The following is a 14,757-nucleotide window of genomic DNA, read 5'->3' as shown; positions in this document are numbered from 1 at the left end:
CAGCGGTAAGAGTCCAGACCGTGAACGATGGTTGCGCCTGAGGAAAATGCGTCCGCCGATCGACTCTTTCGAGTCGGAACAGTGGCAAGCCCGTAGTTCAACGGCCTGTCGAGCCGAAGCCGCCGCTGCCGCGCGCGGTGGTCGGCAAGGTTGTCGCGAGGCTGAGCTCGGCGCGTACGACGGAGGCGATCACCATCTGTGCGACGCGCTCGCCGCGGCGAATCGTAAACGGTTCGTTGCCGTGGTTGATCAGCAGCACGCAGATCTCGCCGCGGTAGTCCGCGTCCACCGTGCCCGGTGCGTTCAGCACCGTGACGCCGTGACGCGCAGCGAGCCCCGAACGCGGCCGCACCTGGGCCTCGTAGCCGTCGGGCAGCGCGATCGACAATCCCGTCGGCACCATCGTATGGCTGCCTGACCCAAGGACGAGCGGTGCATCGGCCGGAACGGCGGCGAGCAGATCGAGCCCCGCGGCATGTGCGGTCTGATAGGTCGGCAGCGGCAGGCCCTCGCCATGCGGCAGGATCTGCACGTCGATCGCGATGGTCTGTGTCACGCAACGGGTCCCATGGTTCTGGCGATCTCGGCGACGAGCGCAGTCGCGACCTCGTCCTTGGTCATGATCGGCCAGGACGCGACATGGACGCCATCGGCATCCCTCGTCAAGAGATGCACGGTGTTGCGGTCGCCGCCCATCACGCCGGTCGAAGGCGAGACGTCGTTGGCGACGATCCAGTCGCAGCCCTTGCGCGCGAACTTGGCTTTGGCGTTGTCGATCAGATGTTCCGTCTCGGCGGCGAAGCCGATCACGAGTCCCGGCCGCTTCTCCTTCAGCTTCGAGATCGTGGCGAGGATGTCGGGATTCTCGACCAGCGTCAGCGGCGGGATCGCCTTGTCGGTCTTCTTCAGCTTCTGGCCGCCTTCATTGGCGACGCGCCAGTCGGCCACCGCTGCGGCGAAGATCGCGACGTCGGCGGGCAGCTCGGCCTCGACGGCGTCGAGCATCTGCCGCGCCGATTCGACGTGGGTGACGCTGACGCCCTTGGGGTCGGCAAGCTCCACCGGTCCTGCGATCAGCCGCACGTCGGCGCCGGCGGCCTGCGCGGCGGCGGCGATCGCAAAGCCCTGCTTGCCGGAGGAGCGGTTGGCGATGTAGCGCACCGGGTCGATCGGCTCGTGGGTCGGGCCCGCGGTGATCAGCACGCGGCGGCCGGCGAGCGGGCGCGGCGTCGGCGGCTTGAGCATGGCGACGACGGCGTCCGCAATCTCGGTCGGCTCGGCCATGCGGCCGACACCCGCCTCGCCCTTCTCCGCCATCTCGCCGGCGTTCGGCCCGATCATCTGGATGCCGTCGCGCTGCAGGGTCGCCGCGTTGCGGCGCGTCGCCGGGTTGCTCCACATCATCGGGTTCATCGCCGGCGCCAGCAGGATCGGCCGGCTCGCCGCGAGCAGGATGGCGCTGGCGAGGTCGTCGGCGGCGCCGTGCGCCATCTTCGACATCAGGTCGGCGGTCGCCGGTGCCACCACGATCAGGTCGCAGTCGCGCGCGAGCCGGATGTGGCCGACGTCGAACTCGCTGCGTGCGTCGAACAGATCGGTGAAGACACGATCTCCCGACAGCGCCGATGCGGCGAGCTCGGTCACGAATTGCGTCGCCGCCTTGGTCAGCACGCAGCGGACGTGAATGTGGCGCTCCTTCAGCCGCCGGATCAGGTCGAGCGATTTGTAGGCGGCGATGCCGCCGCCGATGATCAGGGTAACGCGCGGGTCGCGCACGTGGCCGGGCTGGGGGACGAGCGGGGCAGACGGGTTGGCTGGAGCTGGCGGCGCCATTGGCGGCTCGGACGGATCGACCGGCTCGATCAGCGCGCGCAGGATGACCCGGACTTCCTCCTCGACGGAGCGCCCGTTCTGCGCCGAGCGCAGTCGCAGATAAGTTTTGAGAGAGTCGTCCAGCTTGCGGATGGTCAGGCTCGCCATGACCGCCTCCCCAGCATTGCCCTTGTGAGGGCAATGCTAGCAGAAAATGACAGCAGTGCAATCAAGCCGTAGGGTGGGCAAAGCAGCCGCCGTAGGCGGCAGCGTGCCCACCGTCGATGCGCATGCATCGGTAGGACGGTGGCACGGCGCCACTGCGATCTCGCACGCGGAAACGGTACGGCTGCGCCTCTGCCCACCCTACATCTTCGTCACAGCCTCAGCACCGCGAACAGGATGCCGATGAAGGTCAGCGCGATGACCCACAGCGCGATGGCGCGCCAGCGGCTCTTCTTGCCTTCGGTGCGGCCCATGGCGGCGATGGTTTCCGGCGACAGGCGCAGGCCGTCGCGGGTCATGGTCTCCATGTGCTCCAGCACGGCGGCGGCGCGGGCGGCGAGCACGGGCAGGGTCGCGCTGAGCCGGACCAGATCGCCGACGCCGGACACGGCGCCCTCGATCCGGCCGATCGGCCCGAGATTGCGCTCGATCCATTCGCGCACCACGGGATCGGCGACCTTCCAGATGTCGAGCTTGGGATCGAAGCCGCGCGCGACACCCTCGACCACCACCATGGTCTTCTGCAGCAGGATCAGCTCGGGCCGGGTGCGCATGTCGAACAGGCCGGTGACCTCGAGCAGCAGGGTCAGCAGCTTGGCCATCGAGATTTCTTCGGCCGTGCGGTTGTGGATCGGCTCGCCGATGGCGCGGATGGCCTGGGCGAAATTCTCCACCGAATGATGCGGCGGCACGTAGCCGGCCTCGAAATGCACCTCGGCGACGCGGCGATAGTCGCGGGTGATGAAGCCGAGCAGGATTTCGGCCAGGAAGCGCCGCTCCTTCATGCCGAGCCGGCCCATGATGCCGAAATCGACCGCGACCAGTCGTCCCTGCTGGTCCAGGAACAGGTTGCCCGGATGCATGTCGGCGTGAAAGAAGCCGTCGCGCAAGGCGTGGCGCAGAAAGCTCTGGATCACCTTGCGGCCGACGTCGGGCAGATCGACATTGGCCTCCGCGAGTCGGGCGTGATCGTTCAGCGCGATGCCGTCGATCCACTCCATCGTCAGCACGGTGTTGGCGGTGCGATCCCAGTCGACCGCGGGCACGCGGAAGTCCGGATCGTCCTTGATGTTTTCCGCCATCTCCGAGAGCGCGGCGGCCTCCAGGCGAAGGTCCATCTCCATCGCGACCGAGCGCGACATCGTGTTGATGACCTCGACCAGCCGTAGCCGCCGCGCTTCCGACGAATGCGCCTCGGCCTTTTCGGCGACGAAGAAGAAATCGGAGAGGTCGCGGCGGAAGCGCGCGGCGACGTTGGGCCGAAGCACCTTCACCGCGACCGGACGACGAATGCCGTCGTGTTCGACCTCGCCGCGATGCACCTGCGCGATCGAGGCGGCGGCGACCGGCGGGCCGAGATGCGTGAACAGCTGGCTGATCGGACGTTCGAGGGCGGTGGCGATGACCGCCTCGGCCTCGGCCTGCGGGAATGGCGGCAGCCGGTCCTGCAGCGATTCGAGATCGCGAGCCATGATGACGCCGACGACATCGGGCCGGGTCGCCAGGAACTGGCCGAGCTTGAGATAGGCCGGGCCCATCCGCTCCAGCGCGCGCGACAATCTTGGTCCGGACTTGGCGCCGGGGCGCTCGACCAGCCGCGCCAGCTTGAGCGCGAGCTGGCCCGGCGGCGGCGCCAGGCTCGGATCGACAGCGCCGAACACGCCCTCGCGCGCGAACACGAAGGCGGCCCGGGCGAGCCGCGTAATGTGGGTGAGTGCGGAGATCACAAACGCCAGCCGGAATGAAGCGCGACGATGCCGCCGGAGAGAGTCTGCCAGGACACGCGGGAGAAGCCGGCCGCCGAGATCATCTCGGCGAAGGCGCTGGGGCGCGGAAACTGGCGGATCGATTCGACGAGGTAGCGGTAGGACTCGGCATCGCCGGTGACGGCGCGGCCGAGCTGCGGGATCACGTTGAAGGAGAACAGGTCGTAGAGCTTGTCGAGCCCGGGGACCTCGACGGTCGAGAACTCCAGGCACAGGAAGCGGCCGCCATGCTTGAGCACGCGATGGGCTTCTGCGAGCGCCAACTCGATCTGCGGCACGTTGCGGATGCCGAACGCGATCGTATAGGCGTCGAAGGAGCGGTCGGGGAAGGCGAGCTTCTCGGCATTGCCCTCGACGAACGAGACCTTGTCCTCGAGAGCCTGCTTCAGCGCGCGCTGGCGGCCGACCTCGAGCATGTCGCCATTGATGTCGCAGACGGTGGCATGGAAGCCTGAGCCGGCCTTCCTGGCGGCGCGGAAGGAGATGTCGCCGGTGCCGCCGGCGACGTCGAGCAGCGCGAACGGCGCATCGCTCTTCGGCGGGTTGAGCGTGTTGATCATGATGTCCTTCCAGACGCGGTGCAGTCCGCCCGACATCAGGTCGTTCATCAGGTCATAGCGCGAGGCCACGCTGTGAAACACGTCGTTCACCAGCGTCTGCTTCTCGCCCAGAGGCACATCCCTGAAGCCGAAATGAGTGGTTTGGTCCGGCTGATCCATCACCCTTACTCCGATACAGCACCATAGCGCCGATGCGGCCAAGGCGCTATCACGTCAGCCGGACAAGGTGAATGGTCGCGGATGCAAAAGGTGAAATGAACAGGAATGCCTGAGCTGCCCGAAGTCGAGACCGTCCGGCGCGGGCTGCAGCCGGTCATGGAAGGCGCGGTCATCGTCAAAGCCGAGGCCCGGCGTGGCGACCTGCGGTTTCCGTTCCAGCCCGATTTTGCGAAGCGCCTGCAGGGCCAGACCGTCAGGGGTCTCGGCCGGCGTGCCAAATATCTGCTGGCCGATCTCGGCTCCGGGGACGTGCTCCTGATGCATCTCGGCATGTCCGGCTCGTTCCGGGTGATCAAGCCGGAGCACGAGGAGACGCCCGGCGAGTTTCACACTCCGCGCGGCAAGGACAGCGTGCACGACCATGTCGTGTTTCACATGTCGTCAGGTGCCGACATCGTATTCAACGATCCGCGCCGCTTCGGCTTCATGAAGATCATCGCCCGCGGCGAGCTCGAGGCCGAGCCGCATCTCAAGGGTCTCGGACCCGAGCCGCTCGGCAATGAATTCGATGCGGCGATGCTGGCGCACGCCTGCGCCAACAAGAAGACCAGCCTCAAGGCGGCGCTGCTCGACCAGCGCGTCGTCGCCGGGCTCGGCAACATCTATGTCTGCGAGGCGCTGTTCCGCGCGCACCTGTCGCCGCGGCGGCTGGCGGCGACGCTCGCCACGAAGAAGGGCGAGCCCACGGATCACGCCAGGCGTCTGGTGGAAGCGATCTACACCGTGCTCAACGAGGCGATCCGCGCCGGTGGCTCATCGCTGCGCGATCACCGCCAGACATCAGGCGAGCTCGGCTATTTCCAGCATTCGTTCCAGGTCTATGACCGCGAAGGCGAGCCGTGCCGGACGGATGGCTGCAGCGGCGTGGTGAAGCGTTTCGTGCAGAACGGACGCTCGACCTTCTGGTGTCCGAAGTGCCAGAAGTGATGTCGCAGCCGACGAGCCGGCACGGCCGGCTGCGCCGGTCCGCTTGTGACGGACGAGGGTGGGCGTATACTGCGGCCATGGCTGTCAGCTCGCCCGATCTGAAAGCATTCCTGCTCGCGACGCCGTTCTTTGGCGGCCTGCCTGACGCGAGCCTTGATCTGCTGGTCTCGATGCTGGTCGAGCGTCGCTTCGACAGGGGCGCCGTGGTCGTCGCCGAAGGCGAGGCGGGCCGCTCGATGTTCGTCGTGCACAGCGGCACGCTGGAGGTGAGCGAGCGCCTGGAGACGGGCATTGCGATCCGCATGTCGTCTCTCGCGCCCGGCGATTTCTTTGGCGAGATGACCTTGCTCGAAATGCAGAACAGGTCGGCCACGGTGGTCGCGGAGACGCCGACCATCTTGTATGAGCTGACGGCACAGAATCTCTACGCGTTCTACAAGGCCGACATCCAGGCCTATGTGATCGTGATGCAAAACATCAATCGCGAGCTGTGCCGCCGCCTGCGTCGCGCCGATGCGCGGATCAAGGCGCTGGAGACGGGCGCGCGGTCGTCGGGTTTCTGAACCTCTCCCAGCCTTGCGGGGAGAGGGAGCGCACCGCCCGCGCCGTGAAAGCTCAGAGCAAATTCCAACTACAACCCAGCCTTCCAGTTGATGCCGTTGTCGGCCCAGGTCGGATAGGCCCGCGCCACCGGCACCTTGGCCTCCTCGACCTGCGGCGTCAGCATGATCGGGAATTCGACCTCGGCGTGCTCGCTCGCGTCCTTCAGCTCGCCCGCGTCGTGCATGACGTGGTCGCCGGCGAGCTTGCCCGCGGTCCAGCGCCACAGGCTGCGAATCTCCTGCGCCGACTTGCCGGCCGCGTCGAACTCGCTGACGCCGAGACCGGCGGCGAGCGCGTCCTGGTGGTCGTTGCGCATCATGATGAAGGGTTGCGCCAGCACCTCGGCGATGTCGCGTGGAGCGTCGGCGTCGAGCGCGGTCGTCGCGTCGGTGACGCGGTGGCCGCCGCGGATCGGGGCCTGGTTGAGCACGAAGGCGAACGGCTTGCGCCAGGCTTTGACGACGCTGAGCGTCGGTGCCGTCGCCTCGATGTCGGCGACGCTCGGCCGCGCCGGAATGAGGCACAGATCGCAGTGGCGGATCGCGGCCGTCGTGGATGCCGTGATGCCGGCCCCGGTGTCGATCACGCAGAGGGTGACGCCGTCGCGGGCCAGCGCATCGAGGCGAGGCTCGATCGTCTTGGCATCGTAGACGGCTTCGACGATCGGCTCGCCCGCGGCGCGGCGCGCCTGCCATTTCGTGAGCGTGCCCTGACGGTCGGTTTCGATCACGCGCACCTTGTGGCCGGCCTGCTGGGCCGCTACGGCCAGACCAATCGCCAGCGTGCTCTTGCCGCTGCCGCCCTTCTGCGTGGCCAAAACGATCGTGTACATCGGGAGACAGTCCTTCGGATGTTGACGGAACTTATGAGAACGCCAAAGCTGAGTGCATCGCGATCGCGGTGCAGAGCTATTCTCGCTCAGGACAGTCCCGGCCCGATCCAACTCATGAAGAGCGATCGCGGTGGTCCGAATCAGCACGCCGACAAAACTGTTCGAACCATCTCACGCTCGGCCTGTGCCTGCACAGACCGGTTGACTACGGCGGGAGCCGTTCCGAGTTGATAGCAAGGTGCTAGGAAGTTGAGTGGCAGCGAGCCGCGGGCAAGCGATCGGCATCGCCGAGCATCATCCCATGCAGTCGCGATGCTGCACGTCCGATCCCCGCCGGCCGCCGTTGGGCCCTTAATTTTTTCTAAAACGACATGCTTAACATTGCGTAAACGCTGCCGCGCCGCAGTGCGCAGCGGCATGATCGCGATGCCGAACCGGTTTGGCGCAGGCTTTACTTCCGCACGCAGATCACGCGCACCGTCGCCGCCTTGGCGTCGAGCGAGGTTCCGTCGGGCTTGACGCCATGCGTGGCGAGAAAGGCGCGCGTCGCATCGGCGCTCACCATCACGACCTGTGTGGACGGGATGAGCGCCGTGCCGGCCATGATTCCTGGCTTGAGCAGGGTGACGCCGGCGAACTTGCCATCGCCGTCGAGCGCCGCCGCGCCGGAGAAGCCGAGGCCCGGCGCCGGCGCCAGCGAGGCGTCACCCGCGCCGTTGGCGGCGAGCTGGGCCTTGACGGTGCTGATCGCGGCACCGCCGCCCTGGCTCTGCGGATCGGCGATGCCGACGATGTCGACCGACGATTTCGCACGGCCGCCCGACAGCGCCAGCGGCTTCAGGCCGCGCGCGCCGTAGATGCGCAGTAGCGCGAGCCCGCGCTCCTTGTCCTCGGCGACGCGCTCGGCATGGCCGAAGCCGGGAACGGTGATCGCGACGCAGCTGTCGGTGACCTCGCGATCGGCGATGATGGCGCCGTCCTGGCTCGCGATGATGCCGGTGCCGTAATCGACGCTGCGCCGTGGCGCGGGCTGCGCGGCCAATGTCGACGGAAACGCGGTGAACGCGCTCGACATCGCGATCACCACCGGGTCGACCGTGTTCTCGGTGGCCTGATCGTAGAGGATGGTCAGGATACGCACCTCGTCGCCCCGAAAGGTGCCGCGAATGTAGAACTTCTTCAGGTTCTGTAGCCCGGACAGCACGAAGAAGTCGGGCTTCACCACACTGTAATCGACGGTGCGGCCGGGCTCCTTCTTCTCGCGGTCGGCGAGCGTCGCGGTGGTCGGGTTGGCTTCCTTGCGGCGTGACAGCGCCACCTGCACGGTGCCGGTGGGCGAGGTCCATTTCGAGCCGGTGCCGTCGCTGGTCTGTTGCGGCACCAGCTTGGTGGGAATGCCGAGCCGCGCGCCGCTGACCGGTTCGGTCACGAGCTTCCAGCCGACGCCCTCCTGCTTGCGGCGCGCGGTGTCGGCGAGCACGGCGCGCTCCTGCGGGTTCAACACGCCGGTCGGCTTGCGGCCGGCGAGCTTCTGGTACTCCTTGATCGCGTTGACCATGCGCTCGCTGACGTCGCCGGTGATCGCGCCATTGTACTGGCCGACCCAGGCGAGATCGGATTGCAGCGCGAGCCGCTCGGCCTGGCTCATCGCATTGGCGGTGTCGGCGGGAGCCTGCACGCCCGGGCGCACCGGCTGGGTCGCGACCGGCTTGGGCTTGGCGCCTGGCAACGCGCCCTGCGGCGTCTGGGCCTGCGCCGATGCGCACGCGGCGATGGCGCAGATGAAGGTTGCCGAGGCCAGCCGTCTCATGACAAATCCCGATGCTCTTGCCGCTGACATAAATAAGCACATCTGCTTGGTCGGTCACAATCCGGCGAGGGTTCAGTGCGGAGATCCGCCGTCTTCGCTACGGGCCGACAATGGGCTGACAGCGGTGCGGCAGCGGAAGGACGGTGCAACGATGCTGAGCGACGAAGAACTGGAGCGCTATGCCCGTCACATCGTGCTGCGCGACGTCGGCGGTCCCGGTCAGGCGGCGCTGAAGCGCGCCGCGGTGCTGGTGGTCGGCGCAGGCGGCCTCGGCGCGCCGGCGCTGATGTATCTCGCCGCTGCCGGCGTCGGCACGATCGGCGTCGTCGACGATGACGTGGTGTCGCTGTCGAATTTGCAGCGCCAGGTCATCCATGCGACCCCCGACATCGGCAGACCCAAGGTCGAGAGCGCCGCCGAGCGCATCAACGCGCTCAATCCGCATGTGAGCGTCATGGCGCATCGGACCTGGCTCAATGCCGACAACGCGCTCGATCTGATCGGCGCTTATGATCTCGTGCTCGACGGCTCCGACAATTTCGACACCCGCTATCTCGTCTCCGATGCCTGCTTCCTGGCCGCGCGGCCGCTGATCACCGGCGCGCTCGGCACCTTCGATGCGTCGCTGACGACGATCCGGGCGCATGAGCGGGATGAGAAGGGCCAGTTTAATCCGACCTATCGCTGCCTGTTCCCGGAGCCGCCGCCACCCGGCACCGTCCCGGCCTGCGCCGAGGCTGGCGTGATGGGGGCGCTCGCCGGCATGCTGGGGTCGATGATGGCGCTGGAGGCGATCCGCGAGATCGTCGGCTTCGGCGAGGGCCTGGTCGGCCGGCTGCTGATGCTGGACGCGCGGACGATGCGCTTCGAGACCCTGCGCTATGGCCGCGATCCGACGAATCCGCTGAACGGGGATGGGCCGGTGATTGCGGATTTGGGTGCGCATCAGAAGCCGTAATGCGGTGAGAACCGCGCCAAGTCCTCCGTTGTCGTCCCGGACAAGCCCGGCGACGCGAGAGCGTCGGCGGGCGCCGATCCGGAACCCATAGCCACCGTATTCGGTGATATGCGCGGAACGTGCGGCCTGCCTGTTTCAGATATCACGCGGTATGGGTCCCCGCGTTCGCGGGGACGACACATGTGATGAGGTGCCGGGCTTGACACCCACTCCGCTGCCGTCGTGGACAAGGTGCAGCGCGATCGCGTCGGGGACACCGACTAAGAGGCTGGCGGATCGATCGGCCTACAGCATGCTCGGCAGCACGCGGTCCGGCGGGCGGTGGTTGTCGAGGAAGGTCTTGATGTTGATGATGACCTTCTCGCCCATCTCGACGCGACCCTCGATGGTGGCCGAGCCCATGTGCGGCAGCAGCGTCACCTTGCCGGCCTTGGCGAGCCGCACCAGGCGCGGATTGACCGCGGGCTCGTGCTCGAACACGTCGAGACCGGCGCCGGCGATGTCGCCGGCCTCGATCTGCCGCGTCAGCGTCTCCTCGTCGATCACCTCGCCGCGCGCGGTGTTGACGATGTAGGCGTCCTTGCGGATCAGCTTCAGCCGACGCGCCGACAAGAGATGGAACGTCGCCGGCGTGTGCGGACAGTTCACCGAGATGATGTCCATCCGCGCCAGCATCTGGTCGAGGCTTTCCCAGTAGGTGGCGCCGAGCTCGTCGGCGATCACGGGAGCAACGGGGCGGCGGTTGTGATAGTGGATCTGCAGGCCGAAGGCGCGGGCGCGCCGCGCCACGGCCTGGCCGATCCGGCCCATGCCGATGATGCCCAAGCGCTTGCCGCCGATGCGGTGGCCGAGCATCCAGGTCGGCGACCAGCCCGCCCAGTTCTTGCCCTCGGTCAGGATCGAGGCGCCCTCGATCAGCCGCCGCGGCACCGCGAGGATCAGCGCCATGGTCATGTCGGCGGTGTCCTCGGTGAGGACCTTCGGCGTGTTGGTGACGGTGATGCCGCGCGCCACCGCCGCCGCAACGTCGATATTGTCGACGCCGTTGCCGAAGTTGGCGATCATGCGCAGCTTGCAATCGGGCTGATTGAGAATGTCGGCGCTGATGTGGTCGGTGACGGTCGGAACCAGCACCTCGGCGGTGCGCACGGCGTCGGCGAGCTGTTCCTGGCTCAACGGCTCGTCGTCGAGATTGAGCCTGGCGTCGAACAGCTCGCGCATGCGGGTCTCGACCGAGTCCGGCAGCTTGCGTGTCACCACGACGAGGGGCTTTTTCCTACCTGACATGTGCTGCTCTCATGAGATCCTTCAGACCTCATTAACCGGGTTCGCCGAAACTACCGTCGTCGCCTGAGAGCGGCGCTTCCCTGGACTGGTCGTGTCGGATCTCGCAGGTGGCCGATCCGTTCCTGACAGGGCTTCGCGAGCGATTCTCAGGCGCTTCCTGGCCGCTTGTGTTCGGTCCTGTCTAGCAGAAGGCCGGGCCAAGACAAGAAGCCAACGGCGGGTCGGGACTGGCGCTTTCGGCAAGCCCTCTCTGTGCACGAAGGGGGGCAGCCGGGCAGTTCGATGGGGATCGGGCGAAGGATCGCAACGCAATCCGCTTTGATCGGAGCGCGCGTCGGTCCTTTCGAGGGAGAGTGAGTTGAGTAAATTGACGTTGTGGCGTTTCGGTGCAGTCGTGGTGCTGCTGGTCTGTCTGTTCGACGTTGCCGTCGGCAGAGGGGGCGTTGCGGCGAAGGACTCCGTTCTCACCACCAGTGGCCTGCCGGTGCCGCGCTATGTCAGCCTGAAGTCGGATCATGTGAACGTTCGCGCCGGTCCGACCAAGGACAACGACGTGGCTTGGGTCTATACACGCTCCGGCCTGCCGGTCGAGATCACCGCGGAATATGAGAACTGGCGCCGCGTGCGCGACTCCGAGGGCTCGGAGGGGTGGGTCTATCACTCGTTGCTGTCGGGGCGCCGCACGGCGGTGGTCACGATGAAGAACAAGGACGATCTCGCCCCGATCTATGAGAGCGCCGACGCGGCGAGCGCGGTCACGGCGCGGCTGCAGGCCGGCGTCGTCGCGCAGGTGAAGAAATGCGGCAATGGCTGGTGCCGCGTGCTCGGCAATGGTTTCGAAGGCTGGATCCAGCAGCAGCGGCTGTGGGGCGTCTACGCCGACGAACAGGTCAATTGAAGGCCCAGGTCCGCGCAATGCGCTGACCTCTATCCTGACGCGCTCCCGACACAAAAATGCCCGCAGCGGGCGCGGGCATGATGCCTCGATGAAGATGTTCCGGAGGCTCAGCGCTTCTTGCGCAGCCGGACGACCATATCGATCCGGGCGATCTCGTAACCTTCGGGCGCCTCCGGCAGCTTCGACAACGCCAGATGCTGGTCAGGGATATCGACCAACTCGTGGTTGTTCTCGAGATAGAAGTGATGGTGGGCCGTGACGTTGGTATCGAAATAGGTCTTGGTGCCGTCGACGCTGACCTGACGCAACAGGCCGGCATCGGTCAGCTGGTTCAACGTATTATAGACCGTGGCGAGCGAGACCGGAACCTTGGCCAGCGTCGCTTCCTCGTAGAGCATTTCCGCCGTCAGATGCCGCGCACCCTTGCCGAACAACAGCCAGCCAAGGGCCATGCGCTGGCGGGTCGGGCGCAGCCCGGCCGCCTGCAGCATCTCGTTGACGTCGTGCCATGGGCAGCCGTTGAGCGCTGGCTGCCGGCCGTTCCCGAGATCCGGGCTGCCGCGGTCATGACCACTCATCGAGGCGTTGTTGCTGACATCCACTTCAAGCACCGCACAATTCGCTCTCATCTATAACCGATATAGGAAGAAACCCATTCAGATGCAAGCTTATCGCAACTAACGTATCTAGAACGCCCCTAAACTGCATTTACCGCCCGGTTCGGGCGCGGGCCCCGCGTCGATTTACCTGGATACGCGCATTGACGCCGCAATCCTCTATGTTAGAGAGCGCCCGGACCCGATTTGCCCTGCCATGGTGAGCGCCGGCGGCCGTGATGGCCATGTGCGCGAATCCAGGCGTCGTTAGGCCCGCCGCTGACAGCGGTCATGTTCGCCAGGTGCGATGGCCCAGCCTTCGTGCCGGCGCGATGACCGGCCAGCGCGGCGCGGAAGGGGGCGGCGCGCGGGAAGGGTCCATGTCGCGCGGCACAAATTCCACCGGGGATCGTTGAGAAAGGCCACCAAGCATGCTGGATCGGCGCAGCGCATATGAATACGAGGACCTGCTGGCCTGCGGCCGCGGGGAGCTGTTCGGCCCCGGCAATGCGCAACTGCCGCTGCCGCCGATGCTGATGTTCGATCGGATCGTCGAGATCTCCGAGACCGGCGGCGAGTTCGGCAAGGGTGTCGTCCGCGCCGAGCTCGACGTGAAGCCGGATCTCTGGTTCTTCGGCTGCCATTTCAAGAATGATCCGGTGATGCCGGGCTGTCTCGGCCTCGATGCGATGTGGCAGATGGTGGGCTTCTACCTCGGCTGGACCGGCGGCGCCGGGCGCGGCCGTGCGCTCGGCCTCGGCGATCTCAAGTTCTCCGGCCAGGTTCTGCCGACCGCGCGCAAGGTTGTGTACAATGTCGACATCAAGCGCGTGATGCGCTCAAAGCTGGTGCTCGGTATTGCCGACGGGTGGCTTTCGATGGATGGCGAGATTATCTATCGCGCCAAGGACCTGAAGGTCGGGCTGTTCAAGCAGGACGCCGCGCCGACTTGAACCAGCGGGCTGCGACCACAGACAGTGCAGCAGGCACGGCTGCAACAGAACACACGAGCAAAGTGAGGCGGACATCATGAGGCGGGTTGTCATCACGGGCATGGGCATCGTCTCATCGATCGGCAACAACACCCAGGAGGTGCTCGCCAGCCTGTACGAGGCGAAGTCCGGCATCTCCCGTGCTGAGAAATATGCCGAGCTTGGTTTTCGTTCGCAGGTGCAAGGTGCGCCGACGCTGAATCCCGCCGACGTGGTCGACCGCCGCGCCATGCGCTTCCTCGGCGAGGGGGCGGCGTGGAATCATGTCGCCATGGAGCAGGCGATCGTCGATTCCGGGCTGGAGCCGACCGACGTCTCCAACGTCCGCACCGGCATCATCATGGGCTCAGGCGGGCCATCGACGCGCACGCTGGTGGAAGCGGCCGACATTACCCGCACCAAGGGCCCGAAGCGCGTCGGTCCGTTCGCCGTGCCGAAGGCGATGTCGTCGACGGCCTCGGCGACGCTGGCGACCTGGTTCAAGATCAAGGGCGTCAACTACTCGATCTCCTCGGCCTGCGCGACCTCCAATCATTGCATCGGCAATTCCTACGAGATGATCCAGTACGGCAAGCAGGACGTGATGTTCGCCGGCGGCTGCGAGGAGCTCGACTGGACGCTGTCGGTGCTGTTCGACGCGATGGGCGCGATGTCGTCGAAGCACAACGACACGCCCGCGACCGCGTCGCGGCCCTATGACGTGACGCGCGACGGCTTCGTGATCGCAGGCGGCGCCGGCGTCCTCGTGCTGGAAGAGCTCGAGCATGCCAAGGCGCGCGGCGCCAAGATCTACGGCGAGATCGTCGGCTACGGCGCGACGTCCGACGGCTACGACATGGTTGCGCCTTCCGGCGAGGGTGCCGAGCGCTGCATGCAGCTCGCGCTGTCGACCGTGAAGACCAAGATCGACTACATCAATCCGCATGCGACCTCGACGCCCGCCGGCGATCCGCCGGAGATCGAGGCGATCCGGAAGGTGTTCGGCCGCGGCGAGAAGTGTCCGCCGATCTCGGCGACCAAGGCGCTGACCGGCCACTCGCTCGGCGCCACCGGCGTCCAGGAGGCGATCTATTCGCTGCTGATGATGAAGAACGGCTTCATCTGCGAGAGCGCCAACATCACCGAGCTCGACCCGGCCTTCGCCGACATGCCGATCGTCCGCAAGCGCATCGACAACGCCAAGCTCGGCACCGTGCTGTCGAACTCGTTCGGCTTCGGCGGCACCAACGCGACACTGGTGTTCAAGCAGCTCGACGCTTAAGATTTCCAACA

The 14,757-nt window shown here is 66.4% G+C and carries 14 protein-coding genes; 6 read left to right on the top strand and 8 right to left on the bottom strand.

Annotated features, from left to right (window positions below; genetic code table 11):
* Nucleotides 1–97: 97 nt before the first annotated feature.
* From dut to ubiE, 4 genes are all read right to left on the bottom strand, one after another.
* Entirely contained in the window at nucleotides 98–556 is a 459-nt protein-coding gene (dut, locus tag QX132_RS12445; RefSeq protein WP_316161318.1) for a dUTP diphosphatase, read from the bottom strand.
* Nucleotides 553–1,980, bottom strand: coding sequence for a bifunctional phosphopantothenoylcysteine decarboxylase/phosphopantothenate--cysteine ligase CoaBC (coaBC, locus tag QX132_RS12440; protein WP_316161316.1), 1,428 nt, complete (start codon nucleotides 1,978–1,980; stop codon nucleotides 553–555). The genes dut and coaBC overlap by 4 nt, the downstream gene beginning before the upstream one ends.
* 209 nt (nucleotides 1,981–2,189) lie before the next feature.
* The gene (ubiB, locus tag QX132_RS12435) at nucleotides 2,190–3,764 is read right to left on the bottom strand and encodes a 2-polyprenylphenol 6-hydroxylase (RefSeq protein WP_316161315.1); all 1,575 of its coding nucleotides are present in this window, start codon (nucleotides 3,762–3,764) and stop codon (nucleotides 2,190–2,192) included.
* Entirely contained in the window at nucleotides 3,761–4,522 is a 762-nt protein-coding gene (gene ubiE / locus QX132_RS12430; protein ID WP_315735623.1) for a bifunctional demethylmenaquinone methyltransferase/2-methoxy-6-polyprenyl-1,4-benzoquinol methylase UbiE, read from the bottom strand. The genes ubiB and ubiE overlap by 4 nt, the downstream gene beginning before the upstream one ends.
* Nucleotides 4,523–4,627: 105 nt before the next feature.
* Here ubiE and mutM point away from each other — a divergent pair, with 105 nt between their 5' ends.
* On the top strand, nucleotides 4,628–5,509 hold the full coding sequence (gene mutM, locus QX132_RS12425; RefSeq protein WP_316161313.1) for a bifunctional DNA-formamidopyrimidine glycosylase/DNA-(apurinic or apyrimidinic site) lyase: 882 nt from the start codon (nucleotides 4,628–4,630) through the stop codon (nucleotides 5,507–5,509).
* Nucleotides 5,510–5,586: 77 nt separating this feature from the next.
* Nucleotides 5,587–6,072, top strand: a complete 486-nt coding sequence (locus QX132_RS12420) for a cyclic nucleotide-binding domain-containing protein (protein WP_315775824.1) — start codon at nucleotides 5,587–5,589, stop codon at nucleotides 6,070–6,072.
* Nucleotides 6,073–6,140: 68 nt separating this feature from the next.
* On the opposite strand, the gene QX132_RS12415 is transcribed toward QX132_RS12420, so the two are convergent.
* Both QX132_RS12415 and QX132_RS12410 read right to left on the bottom strand, forming a co-directional pair.
* Nucleotides 6,141–6,944 carry a ParA family protein gene (locus QX132_RS12415; protein ID WP_316161312.1) on the bottom strand — a complete coding sequence of 268 codons (804 nt, stop codon included), beginning with the start codon at nucleotides 6,942–6,944 and terminating at the stop codon, nucleotides 6,141–6,143.
* A gap of 451 nt (nucleotides 6,945–7,395) precedes the next feature.
* A complete protein-coding gene (locus QX132_RS12410) occupies nucleotides 7,396–8,754 on the bottom strand; it encodes a peptidoglycan-binding protein (protein ID WP_316161310.1) in 1,359 nt (452 codons plus the stop codon).
* A 151-nt stretch (nucleotides 8,755–8,905) separates the two neighbouring features.
* Here QX132_RS12410 and QX132_RS12405 point away from each other — a divergent pair, with 151 nt between their 5' ends.
* Nucleotides 8,906–9,712 (top strand): molybdopterin-synthase adenylyltransferase MoeB, encoded by an 807-nt coding sequence (locus QX132_RS12405; RefSeq protein ID WP_315775821.1) that lies wholly within the window; start codon nucleotides 8,906–8,908, stop codon nucleotides 9,710–9,712.
* 285 nt (nucleotides 9,713–9,997) lie between these two features.
* On the opposite strand, the gene QX132_RS12400 is transcribed toward QX132_RS12405, so the two are convergent.
* Nucleotides 9,998–10,999 carry a D-glycerate dehydrogenase gene (locus QX132_RS12400; RefSeq protein WP_315735614.1) on the bottom strand — a complete coding sequence of 334 codons (1,002 nt, stop codon included), beginning with the start codon at nucleotides 10,997–10,999 and terminating at the stop codon, nucleotides 9,998–10,000.
* Nucleotides 11,000–11,411: 412 nt separating this feature from the next.
* On the opposite strand from QX132_RS12400, the gene QX132_RS12395 reads away from it, so the two are divergent.
* Nucleotides 11,412–11,897 carry an SH3 domain-containing protein gene (locus QX132_RS12395; RefSeq protein WP_409997689.1) on the top strand — a complete coding sequence of 162 codons (486 nt, stop codon included), beginning with the start codon at nucleotides 11,412–11,414 and terminating at the stop codon, nucleotides 11,895–11,897.
* A 107-nt stretch (nucleotides 11,898–12,004) separates the two neighbouring features.
* Here the strand turns inward: QX132_RS12395 and irrA are convergent, their stop codons facing one another.
* Nucleotides 12,005–12,475 (bottom strand): iron response transcriptional regulator IrrA, encoded by a 471-nt coding sequence (gene irrA / locus QX132_RS12390; protein WP_315758200.1) that lies wholly within the window; start codon nucleotides 12,473–12,475, stop codon nucleotides 12,005–12,007.
* Between the two features lie 449 nt (nucleotides 12,476–12,924).
* Here irrA and fabA point away from each other — a divergent pair, with 449 nt between their 5' ends.
* Nucleotides 12,925–13,446, top strand: a complete 522-nt coding sequence (gene fabA / locus QX132_RS12385; protein ID WP_315735612.1) for a 3-hydroxyacyl-[acyl-carrier-protein] dehydratase FabA — start codon at nucleotides 12,925–12,927, stop codon at nucleotides 13,444–13,446.
* Nucleotides 13,447–13,522: 76 nt separating this feature from the next.
* Entirely contained in the window at nucleotides 13,523–14,746 is a 1,224-nt protein-coding gene (fabB, locus tag QX132_RS12380; RefSeq protein WP_316161309.1) for a beta-ketoacyl-ACP synthase I, read from the top strand.
* Nucleotides 14,747–14,757 lie beyond the last annotated feature (11 nt).

Origin of the sequence: Bradyrhizobium sp. SZCCHNRI20481, from assembly GCF_032485055.1 — a bacterium.
Taxonomy (GTDB): domain Bacteria; phylum Pseudomonadota; class Alphaproteobacteria; order Rhizobiales; family Xanthobacteraceae; genus Bradyrhizobium.
This window is presented reverse-complemented; position numbering and strand designations above follow the sequence as displayed.

Coding starts and splice junctions, on each gene's coding strand:
- mutM (WP_316161313.1), top strand. CDS start 4,628: ATGCCTGAGCTGCCCGAAGTCGAGACCGTCCGGCGCGGGCTGCAGCCG.
- QX132_RS12405 (WP_315775821.1), top strand. CDS start 8,906: ATGCTGAGCGACGAAGAACTGGAGCGCTATGCCCGTCACATCGTGCTG.
- irrA (WP_315758200.1), bottom strand. CDS start 12,475: ATGAGTGGTCATGACCGCGGCAGCCCGGATCTCGGGAACGGCCGGCAG.
- QX132_RS12410 (WP_316161310.1), bottom strand. CDS start 8,754: ATGAGACGGCTGGCCTCGGCAACCTTCATCTGCGCCATCGCCGCGTGC.
- ubiE (WP_315735623.1), bottom strand. CDS start 4,522: ATGGATCAGCCGGACCAAACCACTCATTTCGGCTTCAGGGATGTGCCT.
- QX132_RS12420 (WP_315775824.1), top strand. CDS start 5,587: ATGGCTGTCAGCTCGCCCGATCTGAAAGCATTCCTGCTCGCGACGCCG.
- QX132_RS12415 (WP_316161312.1), bottom strand. CDS start 6,944: ATGTACACGATCGTTTTGGCCACGCAGAAGGGCGGCAGCGGCAAGAGC.
- fabB (WP_316161309.1), top strand. CDS start 13,523: ATGAGGCGGGTTGTCATCACGGGCATGGGCATCGTCTCATCGATCGGC.
- coaBC (WP_316161316.1), bottom strand. CDS start 1,980: ATGGCGAGCCTGACCATCCGCAAGCTGGACGACTCTCTCAAAACTTAT.
- fabA (WP_315735612.1), top strand. CDS start 12,925: ATGCTGGATCGGCGCAGCGCATATGAATACGAGGACCTGCTGGCCTGC.
- QX132_RS12400 (WP_315735614.1), bottom strand. CDS start 10,999: ATGTCAGGTAGGAAAAAGCCCCTCGTCGTGGTGACACGCAAGCTGCCG.